Annotated in this window: 14 protein-coding genes; 6 read left to right on the top strand and 8 right to left on the bottom strand. The window is 38.2% G+C overall.

Translation table 11 applies throughout. The annotated features are described in order from the left end of the window. Positions 1-21: 21 nt before the first annotated feature. On the top strand, positions 22-597 hold the full coding sequence (locus tag AB1444_09550; protein ID MEW6526898.1) for a VOC family protein: 576 nt from the start codon (positions 22-24) through the stop codon (positions 595-597). Here the strand turns inward: AB1444_09550 and ald are convergent, their stop codons facing one another. Beyond that, positions 598-1,704 carry an alanine dehydrogenase gene (gene ald, locus AB1444_09545; GenBank protein MEW6526897.1) on the bottom strand — a complete coding sequence of 369 codons (1,107 nt, stop codon included), beginning with the start codon at positions 1,702-1,704 and terminating at the stop codon, positions 598-600. A 238-nt stretch (positions 1,705-1,942) separates the two neighbouring features. On the opposite strand from ald, the gene murA reads away from it, so the two are divergent. Next, positions 1,943-3,211 carry a UDP-N-acetylglucosamine 1-carboxyvinyltransferase gene (murA, locus tag AB1444_09540; protein ID MEW6526896.1) on the top strand — a complete coding sequence of 423 codons (1,269 nt, stop codon included), beginning with the start codon at positions 1,943-1,945 and terminating at the stop codon, positions 3,209-3,211. Beyond that, the gene (gene flgF / locus AB1444_09535) at positions 3,211-4,047 is read left to right on the top strand and encodes a flagellar basal-body rod protein FlgF (protein ID MEW6526895.1); all 837 of its coding nucleotides are present in this window, start codon (positions 3,211-3,213) and stop codon (positions 4,045-4,047) included. The genes murA and flgF overlap by 1 nt, the downstream gene beginning before the upstream one ends. Before the next feature lie 19 nt (positions 4,048-4,066). Here the strand turns inward: flgF and nifS are convergent, their stop codons facing one another. The 7 genes from nifS to AB1444_09500 form a co-directional block, all read right to left on the bottom strand. Continuing rightward, positions 4,067-5,275, bottom strand: a complete 1,209-nt coding sequence (gene nifS / locus AB1444_09530) for a cysteine desulfurase NifS (protein MEW6526894.1) — start codon at positions 5,273-5,275, stop codon at positions 4,067-4,069. Beyond that, positions 5,275-6,117, bottom strand: a complete 843-nt coding sequence (gene nifU, locus AB1444_09525) for a Fe-S cluster assembly protein NifU (protein ID MEW6526893.1) — start codon at positions 6,115-6,117, stop codon at positions 5,275-5,277. The genes nifS and nifU overlap by 1 nt, the downstream gene beginning before the upstream one ends. Before the next feature lie 196 nt (positions 6,118-6,313). Then, positions 6,314-7,477, bottom strand: coding sequence for a class I SAM-dependent rRNA methyltransferase (locus AB1444_09520; protein ID MEW6526892.1), 1,164 nt, complete (start codon positions 7,475-7,477; stop codon positions 6,314-6,316). A gap of 2 nt (positions 7,478-7,479) precedes the next feature. Then, positions 7,480-8,022, bottom strand: coding sequence for an RNA methyltransferase (locus tag AB1444_09515; protein ID MEW6526891.1), 543 nt, complete (start codon positions 8,020-8,022; stop codon positions 7,480-7,482). 14 nt (positions 8,023-8,036) lie between these two features. Then, on the bottom strand, positions 8,037-9,053 hold the full coding sequence (locus tag AB1444_09510; protein MEW6526890.1) for a glycosyl hydrolase family 18 protein: 1,017 nt from the start codon (positions 9,051-9,053) through the stop codon (positions 8,037-8,039). A gap of 167 nt (positions 9,054-9,220) precedes the next feature. Next, a complete protein-coding gene (locus tag AB1444_09505; protein ID MEW6526889.1) occupies positions 9,221-9,589 on the bottom strand; it encodes a response regulator in 369 nt (122 codons plus the stop codon). Positions 9,590-9,597: 8 nt separating this feature from the next. Further along, entirely contained in the window at positions 9,598-10,869 is a 1,272-nt protein-coding gene (locus AB1444_09500) for an HD domain-containing protein (GenBank protein ID MEW6526888.1), read from the bottom strand. Between the two features lie 184 nt (positions 10,870-11,053). On the opposite strand from AB1444_09500, the gene AB1444_09495 reads away from it, so the two are divergent. From AB1444_09495 to AB1444_09485, 3 genes are all read left to right on the top strand, one after another. Next, complete coding sequence (locus AB1444_09495) at positions 11,054-11,896, top strand: metallophosphoesterase (protein MEW6526887.1); 843 nt, start codon at positions 11,054-11,056, stop codon at positions 11,894-11,896. A 90-nt stretch (positions 11,897-11,986) separates the two neighbouring features. Continuing rightward, positions 11,987-12,214 carry a DUF2892 domain-containing protein gene (locus AB1444_09490; GenBank protein ID MEW6526886.1) on the top strand — a complete coding sequence of 76 codons (228 nt, stop codon included), beginning with the start codon at positions 11,987-11,989 and terminating at the stop codon, positions 12,212-12,214. A 293-nt stretch (positions 12,215-12,507) separates the two neighbouring features. Beyond that, positions 12,508-13,758, top strand: coding sequence for a pectin acetylesterase-family hydrolase (locus tag AB1444_09485; GenBank protein MEW6526885.1), 1,251 nt, complete (start codon positions 12,508-12,510; stop codon positions 13,756-13,758). The last annotated feature ends 4 nt before the right edge of the window (positions 13,759-13,762 follow it).

Genomic DNA, 13,762 nt, shown 5'->3' with positions numbered 1-13,762 from the left:
TTATAAAAAAAGAGGTATGTCATGATAGAGCGTATTGATCATGTTTCACTTGCTGTCCCCGATTTTGAGAAAGCAAAAAATTTTTTTGAAAGCTTGGGTGCTGTTGCCGGCGTTGGAGCAAAAGATGATAATACAAAATTTTACTGGCAAATATTTTCCCTTGGCGATATGAGCAGAATTGAGTTAATAACACCAACCGACAAAGGAAGCTTTTTAGATGGTTTTATGGAATCACGAGGAAGTGGCGTTCATCATATAACACTGCAGACTCATGACATTAAAAAAGCTATTTCAAAATTAGATCAAATGGGAGTCCCTTACTTTGGTTATCATGAATACCCAGGTGGGGTATGGAAAGAAATCTTTATTCATCCAAAACATGCATTTGGTGTGTTGATACAGATTGCGGAATTCAATGCTGATGACTGGTTATCGCCTGAGGTAAAAATGCCGGATGGGCAGTATAAAATCGAGGTGAACAATGATAAGGTTTTATTAATACTGCCTCATCCGGGTGGAGGTACGGCAACAATTCAACTTACAAAAGAGCAAGCAAAAAACTTAGCACAGAGTTTATTGTCATATACTGAAGCATAACTAAAATTCAATTTTTTCATATGGCATATTGAATGCTTCTGCAACATGGTCATAAGTAAGCTTACCTTTATACACATTAAGTCCTTTATGCAGTGCTTTATTTTTCTGCATTGCCTTTTCCAGGCCTTTATCCGCTAATTCTAGCACGTATGATAACGTTGCATTAGTTAAAGCATAGGTAGAAGTACGTGGCACTGCACCCGGCATATTTGCAACACAGTAGTGCACAATACCTTCTTCAATATAAATGGGATCATCGTGGGTTGTGGGTTTGCTTGTTTCAGCACAACCACCTTGATCAATAGCAATATCAACCATGGCTGAACCCTTTCTCATTGCTTTAAGCATATCACGGGTGATTAGCTTCGGAGCTTTGGCACCAGGTATTAATACCGAACCAATAACCAGATCAGCCTTTGTTACAAAATCCCATATATTTGCCTTATTTGACATGACAGTAATCACCCTGCCCTTGAATATATCTTGAATGTATCTCAATCGTTGTGCACTGATATCAAGAATGGCCACTTCAGCACCCACTCCAACAGCTAAATGGCATGCATTGGTTCCTGCAATACCTGCACCAATAATAGCTACCTTTGCGGGCGGAACACCAGCAACCCCTGAAAGTAATATACCTGCACCACCATTTTTTGCTTCCAAGCACATGCACCCCATCTGTATGGAAAGCCTTCCTGCAACTTCACTCATAGGCGCTAAAAGGGGCAAGCTACCATCATCCAGTTGAATGGTTTCATAAGCCACACCTATTACCTTTTTATCAAGAAGTTCGCGGGTTAATGCTTCATCAGCAGCTAAATGCAGATATGTAAAAATAATCTGACCTTCTTTCATTCTTTCAAATTCCGGTCCCAGCGGCTCTTTAACTTTCACAATCATTTCAGCTTCATTCCATACATCATCAGCATTTTTCAAAATTTTTGCACCTGCTTTTTTGTATTCATCATCTGAAAAACCCGAACCTTCACCTGCGTGGGTTTCTACAAACACAGTATGTCCATGAGCAACTAAAGCATTCACTCCCGATGGTGTCAGAGCCACACGATTTTCCTTAATCTTTATTTCTTTAGGTACCCCTATTTTCATAATTCCTCCTTTTTTTTCTAATATACATTTTTATCAAATTTTATTCAAGTTGTGCGATAGTTCCTGGTATCAGCACATAGATTAAATAATGAGTGAGTGCTTACTCACTTTTCAATATATTGAACTATACCCTCTTATTGTCAAGAATTAATTTAAAAAATTTATCTAATTGAATTGACATTTTTTGCAACCATACATACTTCAAACAAAAAATTAATAACGCAATCGAGGATTAACCGTGGATACCTATTTAATTAAAGGCGGCAAAAAGCTTAATGGTTCAGTAACTATCTCCGGTGCTAAAAACGCTGCACTGCCAATTATTGTGGCAAGCCTTCTTGCTGAGGGTACTACCGTGTTACACAATGTACCCAATTTAAAAGATATTCAAACAATTTTAAAAGTTATTGAATGCTTAGGCGCCAATTATGAATTTGATACTGAACACAATACGTTAAAAATCCATGTAAATTCTTTAAAAAACGCCGAAGTACCCTATGATTTAGTTAAAACCATGCGTGCTTCCATATACGTTATGGGCCCGCTATTAGCACGGTGTGGCGAGGCCGATGTATCAATGCCCGGTGGTTGTGCCATTGGCGAACGTCCTGTAGATATTCATCTTTCAGGTTTTGAAGCTCTCGGTAGCACCATAACCATAGAACATGGATATATTAAAGCGCGAGTTCAAAAGCTTCAGGGTAATCGCTTCATTATGCGAAAAGTCTCCGTTGGTGCCACTGCAAACATTATGATGGCAGCAGTCCTTGCCGATGGGCAAACCATACTGGAAAATTGTGCAATGGAACCAGATGTGGTTGATCTGGGCAACTTCCTCATAAAGATGGGCGCAAAGATTCAAGGGCTGGGAACAGAGCGCATTATTATACATGGTGTAAAGAAGCTTAAACCTGTCACCTATTCCATTATTCCTGATCGCATTGAAGCAGGCACATTTTTAATTGCAGGAGCTATCACACGGAGTAACATTACCATAAACAATGTCATCCCCGAACATTTCAAGGCTTGCATTGATGTACTGTCTGAAATGGGTTTTGTTATTTCAGGCGGCGATAGTTCCGTTACAATAGAACCTTCTAAAAAATTGCAGGGTAGCATGATAAGGACCCTGCCATACCCCGGTTTCCCAACCGACCTGCAAGCACCCATAATGGCATTGATGTGCACTATACCAGGAATCAGCGTGATTATTGAAACAATCTTTGAGAACAGATACACACACGTTGGCGAACTGCGCCGCATGGGTGCTGACATTGAAATAGAAGGGAATGTTGCTGTTGTCAAGGGTGGGAAACAATTACAGGCTGCGCCGGTTCTGATGTCTGATCTGCGTGCAGGAGCTTCGCTGGTACTTGCTGCACTGGTAGCAAAAGGACAAACTGAAATACGCCGTATATATCACACTGACAGAGGTTATGAAAATTTTGAGCAAAAGTTACAGAGCTTAGGTGCCGATATACAAAGAGTAAAAGGAGGAAAACCATAATGGTACGAGGATTGTATACCGGCGCAAGCGGCATGATAGCACAGGAAGCACGTTTAGATGCTATTGCCAATAATTTAGCAAATGTTGACAAGACTGCGTATAAAAAGGACTTAACGTTATTCAAAGCCTTCCCGGATATGATTATTCGACGCCTGAATGATGATGGTCTTGGGATAACACCTGCTGGAAGCTATGATACCATGCCATTTGTTGGCAAATTAGGTACCGGTGTCGAAGTCAATGAAGTATATACACTCTATGAACAGGGTTCACTTATGCGTACGGAAAACCCATTTGATGTTGCACTTGATGGCAAGGGTTTTTTTGCTGTAATGACCGAACGTGGTGAACGATATACCCGCAATGGCGCTTTCACACTGAATAAAGACGGTATACTCGTCACTCATAATGGGCTGCCAGTCCTTGGTGAAAATGGCATCATTAAATTACAAAAGAACAATTTTATGATTAATGAACGTGGCGAAATACTTGTTAATGCTGCCCTTTCGCTTGAACCAACTGATCTTGTAGGCATGACACAGAATAACTGGGAACAGCCTGTGGTTATTGACAAACTTAAAATTGTTGATTTTGAAAATATTCGCGAATTGAAAAAAGAAGGCGAATCTCTTTACCGTGAAACCGAGTATTCAGGCCCTGCACTTCCAGCAGAAGAATACAAGGTTGTTCAGGGGTTTCTGGAAAAATCAAATGTAAATGCTGTACGCGAGATGGTAGACATGATTGAAGTTCAGCGCAGTTACGAAGCAAATCAGAAAGCAATGCTAACGCATGACCAGGAGTTAGGCAGGCTTATCAACGAAGTTGCACGATAAATTCACGTTACAACAGCAATTAACGGGCAAGTTCACCAATGGGCTTGCCTTTCTTATTTATTGAATCCCAGTAAGGCGATATCTCAAGTAACTGGTTCACCACTTCTGGCATAACCCTCAGTGTATAATCAATCTCTTCTTCAGTAGTATATCGGCTTAAGCTGAATCGTATTGAACCATGTGCTGAGGTAAACGGTACGCCCATTGCTCGCAATACATGCGATGGTTCAAGTGAACCCGAAGAACATGCAGAACCAGATGAAGCTGCTATCCCTTTTTCGTTCAGGTACAGTAAAATGGCTTCGCCTTCAATAAATTCAAATCCAATGTTGGTGGTATTATCCACACGCTTGTCCTTATTGCCATTGAGATGTGCATTGGGGAATTGATTTAACAGCCCTTCTTCAAGCTTATTTCTCAACTTTTTAACTCTTTGCACTTCATCCTTATTTGCTAAGTGATGTATGACCAGTTCAGCCGCTTTTCCAATTCCTATTATACCTGGCACGTTATGTGTTCCAGGCCTTCTGGCTTTTTCCTGATGCCCACCATATAAAATTGGACGTAGTCTTGTACCTCTACGGACATAGAGTACACCAATACCTTTTGGTGCATGAAATTTATGTCCTGAAATGGCCAGCAAATCACACTGAATTTTATTCACATCCACAGGAATCTTCCCAATTGCCTGCACAGCATCAACATGGAACGGCACCCCACGTTTTTTACAAAAAGCACCAATTTCTTCAACAGGAAATATCACACCTGTTTCATTGTTGGCATACATCACCGATACTATCGCCGTATCATTAGTTATTGAATCAAAAAGATAATCTATATCTAAATTGCCTTCCCTGTCCACCGGTACATAGGTAACTGAATATCCTTCCCGTTCCAACTGCCGGCACAAATTGAGTACTGCAGGATGTTCAACTTTTGTTGTAACAATGTGTTTTTTATCACGGTAATACTGCAATGTCCCCAGTATAGCCATATTATCGCTTTCGGTGGCACCACTGGTAAAAACTATCTCATAATCATAATCAGCACCAAGCATTTGTGCAACGCTCTGCCGCGCCCTCTCAACATCATGCGCTACATCACCGCCAAAATCATGCATACTGGAAGGATTACCATAACGCTCCATAAAAAAAGGCAACATTGCTTCCAAAACTTCAGGAGCAACCTTTGTTGTAGCATTATTGTCCAAATATATAATAGTATTCATCACTTCACCTCAATGACTTCAATATCCTGTTCAACAAACTCACGTAATTTTTCCTGAACCAGATTTTTCATGGTAACATCTGAAATAACACAATGTGCACAGTGACCACGTAATGCCACATACACCTTTTTACCATCAATATCAATAAGTTCAATATCACCACCATCCCGCATAAGCACTGGACGTATTACATTCTGTATGGTTTCTTCCACCAGCTGCATCCTTTTGAGATTTGACATAGACTTTGTACCAGCAGTGGCTTCAGGCTTAGCAACAACTTTAGCCAATTCTTCTTTGATAATATCTTCAATTTTGGGTATACAGGAACCACAGGCACCACCAGCTTTTGTGTAATTGGTAACCTCTTCAACTGTGGTAAGATTATTTTCTTTGATAACGCGCCTGATTAAATTTTCCGAAACACCAAAACACTGGCACACTATAGCACCCTCATCTTCATGCTCATCCTCAACCTTTTGGCCTTTGATTTTCTTTATGGCTTTTTCCAGTGCCTCCTGTCCCATAACCGAACAGTGCATCTTCTGGTCAGGCAGTCCTCCTAAAAATTCAACAATATCTTTATTGGAAATTTTTGCAGCTTCTTCAACTGTTTTTCCTTTAATCATCTCGGTTAGCGCTGATGAAGAAGCTATTGCACTGCCACATCCAAATGTTTTGAACTTTGCATCAACAATTTTATCACCATCAAGCTTTAAATAAAGGGTCAGAGCATCACCACATACAATGCTGCCAACTTCCACCACGACATCAGCATCGGGGATTTCCCCAACATTCTTTGGATTTTTATATAATTCCTTAACTTTTTCAGTATATTCCCACATGGTAAATCTCCTCTTGTGCTTCTACAATACCAACAAACCTAACAATAAAAAAAATCAATCTAATTTTGCAAAAGCATTTATAACCTTTAATTACTACCATTATAGTAGTATATCTTGTGTCTGTCAAGATAATTTAAAAAAATTCCAATTTTTTTTCGATAGTCACCTGATATTTTAGATTTCGATAATTTCTCTTTTATCTGATATATAATAGGAACGCTTTCAGATATTCAGTTTCGGGGCAGTATATTGAAATGGGATGATCGGCAGGTTGCATAAATTTTCCTATTATCTGGACGTCACGTCCAGCATCAAATGCTGCACCAAATATGACCTGTTGAAAAAGTTTGCTATCAATAAACCGTGAACACGAACAGGTTAAAAGCAACGAATTGCGTGGGATTTTTTTTATAATTTTAAGATTCAATTCCTTATAGCCACGAAGGGCATGTGGTACTCCTGCTTTATTTTTTGCAAGCGCAGGTGGGTCACACACAACAAAATTCTGAGTAATCATGTGTTCATTGATATAATCAAACACATCTGATTTTACAACCGTATGCTGAACATGCACTCCATTCAGCTGACAATTTTTCACTGCTAAATCTAGAGCACCTTTTGAGCTGTCAACTGATATCACAACCTGTGCACCACCAGAAAGCGCAGCAACTGAAAAACCACCCGAATATGAAAAAAGATTCAACACCTCACTCCCCTGCGCAAGTTGTTTTACCGTTTTTCGATTATCCCGTTGATCACAGAAAAATCCTGTTTTTTGTCCACGCCTGACATCAACATAAAATCTCATGCTATTCTCATTTATTTCAATCATTTCCGGTGTTACACCATACAACTGCTGATTAACTGGATGCAAACCTTCAATTTTTCTTCCTTCATGATCACTGCGCTCAAATATGCTCACTGGATTCAATTCATCCATTATTATCTGCGCGATAGTTCCTTTTAATTGCTCCATGCCTAACGTTAACACCTGCATGACACAATGCCCATTATACCAATCAACAATTATCCCTGGCACCATATCGCCTTCTGAATGGATGAGCCTATATGCATTGGTACATTGTGTAACGCCTGATATTTCACGTAGCTGCAGTGAAGTACGAACTCTTTGTACCAGAAGATCAGTATCAGGTTGGCTTTCACCAAATGTCAGCAATCTCACAGCTATATCTGTACGGCTGTTGTAATATCCCCACGCAAGTATACTGCCATCATGCTTACACACTGCTACCATTTCACCATCAAAGGCCTCTGCATGTTCTATCGCCCCTGAAAAAATCCAGGGATGATGTTGCAATACAGATTTTTCTTTGCCCTGTTTTAAAATAACTTTACGCATAGTCATTGTTCCCTGTGTATTTGATACACCATAACAGAATGATACACAACAATACCGTATGCTACAGCCACATTAAGTGAATGTTTAATCCCAAACATGGGGATCTCAAGTGCTACATCACACATAGAAATTACTTCATTGCTGATGCCTTCAACCTCATTGCCAACCACAATACACAGCGGAAATGAATAATCATATGTATAATACGATATGCTTGCTGTGGTGTGTTCCAGTGCTGCAATGGTAAAACCCTGATTCTTCAACATCCTGATAACGGCTGCAGGTTTGATGGAATGTTCCCATGGTACGCTTTCAGTACTGCCCAGGGCTGTTTTTTCAATTTCTTTACGTGGGGGATGTGGTGTGTAACCACATAGATACATATACGCAATACGTGCTGCATCAGCGGTCCTGAACATTGAACCAACATTATACAGGCTTCGGATATTTTCAAGAACAGTAACTACAGGGAATCGAGGTAATCTGAAAAGATCCTGCAAATCAGGACGATTGATCTTTATATCTTCATATGATAATTTTTTCATTTCACCATTATATATTACAAACTTTTGGTACTGATACCCTGCCACATACCACTGGGTCCCTGCCCTATACGCCAGAAAGCAACATTGTCAATTGACATTGATGAATACAATTTTAGCCTGTCAAATATTGCACGCTGATCAGTAAAATAAACTCGCACTTTCACCTTTTCCTCATACTCAAAATATGCACCATTCTCTGGGTCATAGTGTGGTTGAATGTTTGATGTTTTTATCATTTCCTCTACATGCTTGTAATGAACTGATTTGTTAAAATTTTTGTCCTGCCATGCCCTTCCATATAGTGGCAAACCCATAATGAGCTTTTCTTTTGGTATAAAACTCTTTGCAAACTCAGCTACTTCCCTGCACCATGATAATCCAGCTATTGGACCTGGATTACTTCCTGACCAGTGCTGGTCATATGCCATAATGATAACTCTATCAGCTATTGCTGCTATGGAAGGATAATCATATGCATCGGCTATTCGGGTTCTGCGTGCTGGAAGAGCAACTGAAAGCATTTTATCTTTTCCCAGAGTAGAACGCAACTGTGCTAAAAAGCTAAAGAACCATGCAGCATCCGATGAAGCAACCGATTCAAAATCTATCTGCACTCCATCAAATTTTGAAGCCACTGTGCATATGTCATTAATAAATTTTTTTAAAACAGGCAAATCAGGATTAAGTACAAAATGCATGAGTGCAAAATTATCAAGAACAGCTATGACGATATGATGTCTGATTTTATTGTTAAACTTACTTTCAACTGGTGCATAATCGCCAGTTATCTGCCCTTTTCCAGTTACTTTTGCGCTGAAATAGCAAAGATCAGTAATGGGCTCATCCCCCATAATTTTATCTTCTTCACCTTTCATGAGGTATGCCCACACTTCATTGAATTCAAGATTGTCTGCTATCTGATATGGATTTTGGGTAGATTGTGTTAGGCTTGTATCCTCTTTATGTGATACACCATTTAATGAGGAACATCCTGATATAAGCACCATAAGCAAAACAATACATTTTTTCATACGTGTTTCTTCCTCAATAGTAAAATTTCCAATAAAGTGATACCAACTTCAATTTTTGTATAGCAAAGATTTTTTAAAAAGAATAGTCATTATTGGCAACGTAATTGTTAACCTGATGCACTACTACATTTGTCGGATGGAATTAATTCAAAACAACAGTGTTTGTTTTAGTTTCCTTTCAATAATTTATTAACTTTGTCAATCAGCATGTCTTCATTGATGGGTGCAGCTAAATAATCAGCTGCACCGCGCTCCAATGCATCAAAAACAGCCAGCGGTTCATTGCGGGAAGATACTATAAGGACTGGAATTTGTGCATATTCCTTGACAGCGTACAAACGTTCCAGCAAATAAAGGCCATCTATATGCTTTAAAAAAATATCCATTACTATAAGAGGAGGATTTGTTTCCTTTACTTTTTCAAACAGAGCCAAAGGGTCATTGCAGCGTTCAATTGTATAGCCCGCAGTTGTCAGTACAAACTGCAATAGCTGGGCAAATCTATCATTATCAAAAACCAGCAATATTGGATTCATACCACCACCTATTTAAGCTGTCGCAATAGCATTTCACGAATACGGGTGCTTTCAAATACACGCACAATTCTTCGGCTTGTATCATACCGCAAATCTACAGTTATGTTGTTCAATTTTTTATTTCGCACTACATCGTAAAAGATCATTACTCTGGGATTCATAAAATTAATACGCGATATGTCTTCAATACGTGCTATCTCATATACTCTTACTTTTTTACGGGTATCTAAACTGACCTTTTCAGACTCAAGCATTATGAAATCACCGGTCCGCAAAAATGGATTTCCCTTATTTAGCGAAAGTCCCAAAACTTTAATAAAGCGGTGCACATCATCAGTGGAATAGAGATAATTAGAAAGGTTGAGGATATATCGTAATGCTTTGTCCACCGACATGGGCATTCTGAATGGCGTTGCACTGGTAAGTGCATCATACATATCGCAAATGCCCATGATGCGTGCAAGGTCGGGAAGCTCATTATATTGTGTTTCACGGGATTTATCTTTATCATCATCACGAAATGGATATCCCGGGCTTTGCAACTTACGGTGATGAAACAGTGCCACATATTTTATGATGTTGGGGACAACCTTTCGCCCAGTAGAGTCCACCACGCTATCAAGAATTCTGTAGCCTTCCCTGGTATGTTCCAATACTTTTTTAAATTCATCATACGACAGCAATCCAGGTTTCTGAATTATAGTCTGATCAACTCTCAATTTGCCAATATCGTGAAGGTATCCCGCCAGAGCTGCCAATTTAACTTTATCCCCTGTTGAAAGCTCCTTATACACTAAAATCATTGCCAGCACACCAACATTAACCGAATGCGTGTACGTAATATAATCAAATTCTTTGATTTCTTTCAGCAATGACAACACACCACCTGTTTTATCTTCTGCTCGCAAGCTATCAACTATTGCTGCCAGCTGATTATGTGACTGCAAAAACTGCTCATACGACATTCTGCCTGTTTTACGTATATCAACATACATAGTTGCTGTATCATCAGCAATAGCCTTTAGTTTTTTCATGTCAATAATTTCACGGTCATAAACACCAATGGTTTCCGTAACACGGGGGATAAAAAACTTGACCCCTTCTTCCGATTTCTTTTTCAGCAATTCATCATTAAGTGCCTGCCCTGCGGAAAAAACAGTATTGCCATTTTGATCCAGTACATCAAATGTCAGTAATTTATCGCCGCTCAGTTTCTTTAAATATGATATGGATATTTCCTGAAAGCGGGATGTATCAATTGTGATATTGTCTTTTTCCATAACACATACTAATAAAATTAACTTGATTTAATGTTAATTATGATACAGTATTGTATTTGTTGCAATATTTTTTTTACATTTAAAAGCATTTGTGCGATAGTTTATAATAAATAATCCCATGAAAAAATATCACAGTATAGTAATTATACTATTGCTTATAGTGCCAGCATGCTGCAAGCAATACATGCCAACAACATCCACCTATACTGTGTGGGTACATTCCGATATCCAGCCTGTATATAAAGCCGATAGATGGCACTATAAAAGAGCTATCGAAGATTTAAAAAACATTAAACCATACCCAATCATTGCTATCGTTGCAGGCGATATTGTGCAGCACAAAACGTCAAATGAGGACTTTGAATGGTTTATTGAATTACGAAAACAGGCAAACATTCAATACTGGTATGAAATTGCAGGCAACCATGAATGGAAAAATATAACTGGCTATCAAAAATATATTGCTAAACCTTTAAAATATACAGTTACTTTTGGGAATATAATTTTTATATTTATGTCCAACGAACGTGGAAGACCGCCAACCTATCTTTCCGATGAAACATTTCAATGGTGGAAAAACATTGTGATATCCAATCAGAATAAGATTATTATTACCGTAACCCATGCACCACTGAAAAACAGTAAATTACTTGGGTCATTTTCTCAAAAACACAACATAATCAACTCAGAGCGCTTTGAAAAAGTATTAAAAAAATACCATGTGGACGTATGGATAAGCGGGCATATTCATATGCCAGTATGGTTACAGCAAAATAGTAGATTTGCACCAGAATTTGGGAATGTTCTTTTTATCAATGTATGCGGAATACGTAAAGATCCAACTATGAATGTGGAATCACGGATGTTCTTTTTCCAGGAAGGTTCCAACAAACTTTTAATTAGATTACGTGACCACGAATCCGAATCATATAAAAGTGCTTATGATATTAATGTTACCCTACAACATCCATTTACTTGTAATGGTTGCCTGCCCATAATGTCAGAAGAAATTTTGACTGCTGAATAATAAAAAATACTTGCCATATTTTTATTGTATAAAAAACATATACTTTGTGATAATTCTTTATATTTTAATTTTGCTATTCAGAGGTGATATATGAAAAAGAATGTTGGACCAGCTGATAGGTATATCAGGGTTTTAATTGGGGTTTCTTTTTTACTTCAAATCTTTGTTTTAAAACCAGGTGCAATAGGGACCATACTATTCCTGGCGCTGGGATTAGCAGTGCTGTATTCAGCCTATAGTGGTTACTGCTGGGCATATGATCTTTTAAAGGTTAGCACATGCAAGGAATCATGTGCAGCTGAGGTTGATGCTGAATAAAATTTTTTTTGGTATCATAATCTAAAGAAGCAGGAGACTATCCTGCTTTCTTTATTTTATAAAAAGTAATGTATTAAAACAATTCAGTAATTATTCCTTAGCTTTTTTAAGTGACCAAATGCTTTATTCCCTCCTCCACTAACAGTGGAACTAAATAATTCATTGCTGTATACTTAAAATATTTTTATTAATGAGCACTGAAAATAAAATCACAAAAATATATGTAGATTTGAATTGCTTTTTTTAATACACATTGATATATTTTCAAATATAAATAAATAGGAGGTTTGCATATGAATTATAAATATATTTTTCTAATTGCAGCAATCATTTTTCTTACAAACTGTGGAGATTCAGGTTCTAATTCTGACTCTAATACACCTACAAACTACTGGCAGCAGATTGACTGGGAAACTGCAGATAACGGTAGTTATGCTTCATTCTATTATAATGGATTGTCACCATCCTGCTCAAATCACCCCTCAACTGCAAGCTCAAAGTTTTTATTTTTTGTCCGCTATGGTACAACCAATAAGTTAGTCATTTATTTCCAGGGTGGTGGTGCATGCTGGCACTATAACAATTGTGTGGAAAAACCAACGTATTCAGAAGAGCTTATGTATTATGACAATGCAGATATTCTCAATTTAATAAGCAATGGGCAAGCAAAGTCTATGGGTTATAGTGGAATATTTGATTTTACTAATCCTGAAAATCCTTTTAAAGACTGGAATTTTGTGTATATACCCTATTGCACAGGCGATCTCCACTGGGGGCAGAGTGACACCGAATATACAAAAAATACTTTAAGTGCAACAATTCGCCATAGAGGTCATGTAAATTTTCAGCTAGTACTGCAATGGCTTAAAGACCACTTTAAAAATCCTGATCCAGATGTTATTTTTGTAACTGGCATTAGTGCCGGCTCTTATGGTGCAATATTCAATTTTCCGTATATTGCAGAGGAATTTACTAACTCAGAAATTCACCTTTTGGGAGATGCCGGCAATGGAGTTATCACTAATACGTTCAAACAAAATATTGATACGCTATGGGGTGCTTCCTTGCCTGATACAGGAACTTTTCATGAGTTTGATTCATATAATATTGATGGATTAACCATTGCAGATCTTTATTCAACAATAGCCAATTTTTACAGTAACTATCGCTTTGGACAATACACTGCTGCATGGGATGAAAATCAGGTTTTCTTTTATAATGTGATGCTGAATATAGAAAATCCTGGAACAGATTATGAAAACTGGTATAACCCCCTTGAAAGTGTATGGTGCGATTGGCATGATGAAATGCTATCAATTTTAGATACGACTGTTGCTAATTTGACCACAGATCCCAATAATTATGCCTATTTTATTTCACCTGGCGAGGTTCATACGATACTCATGAACAACGAAGTGTATACACTGACAGTAAATGATGTTCGTTTTGTTGACTGGTTGCGCAGCATTGTTGAAGGAGGTGCAACTTTCACAAACGTTGTTTGTACTGATTGTCAGCAACCGGAAAATGTAGTTTGCCAGTAACCAT

This window comes from Spirochaetota bacterium (assembly GCA_040756435.1).
Lineage (GTDB): Bacteria > Spirochaetota > UBA4802 > UBA4802 > UB4802 > UBA4802.
This window is presented reverse-complemented; position numbering and strand designations above follow the sequence as displayed.

Bases quoted from the DNA above. Each gene is read 5' to 3' on its own strand.
- nifU (MEW6526893.1), bottom strand. From the start codon at position 6,117: ATGTGGGAATATACTGAAAAAGTTAAGGAATTATATAAAAATCCAAAG.
- AB1444_09510 (MEW6526890.1), bottom strand. From the start codon at position 9,053: ATGAAAAAATGTATTGTTTTGCTTATGGTGCTTATATCAGGATGTTCC.
- AB1444_09495 (MEW6526887.1), top strand. From the start codon at position 11,054: ATGCCAACAACATCCACCTATACTGTGTGGGTACATTCCGATATCCAG.
- AB1444_09490 (MEW6526886.1), top strand. From the start codon at position 11,987: ATGAAAAAGAATGTTGGACCAGCTGATAGGTATATCAGGGTTTTAATT.
- AB1444_09550 (MEW6526898.1), top strand. From the start codon at position 22: ATGATAGAGCGTATTGATCATGTTTCACTTGCTGTCCCCGATTTTGAG.
- AB1444_09515 (MEW6526891.1), bottom strand. From the start codon at position 8,022: ATGAAAAAATTATCATATGAAGATATAAAGATCAATCGTCCTGATTTG.
- AB1444_09500 (MEW6526888.1), bottom strand. From the start codon at position 10,869: ATGGAAAAAGACAATATCACAATTGATACATCCCGCTTTCAGGAAATA.
- ald (MEW6526897.1), bottom strand. From the start codon at position 1,704: ATGAAAATAGGGGTACCTAAAGAAATAAAGATTAAGGAAAATCGTGTG.
- AB1444_09485 (MEW6526885.1), top strand. From the start codon at position 12,508: ATGAATTATAAATATATTTTTCTAATTGCAGCAATCATTTTTCTTACA.
- flgF (MEW6526895.1), top strand. From the start codon at position 3,211: ATGGTACGAGGATTGTATACCGGCGCAAGCGGCATGATAGCACAGGAA.
- AB1444_09520 (MEW6526892.1), bottom strand. From the start codon at position 7,477: ATGCGTAAAGTTATTTTAAAACAGGGCAAAGAAAAATCTGTATTGCAA.
- AB1444_09505 (MEW6526889.1), bottom strand. From the start codon at position 9,589: ATGAATCCAATATTGCTGGTTTTTGATAATGATAGATTTGCCCAGCTA.
- nifS (MEW6526894.1), bottom strand. From the start codon at position 5,275: ATGAATACTATTATATATTTGGACAATAATGCTACAACAAAGGTTGCT.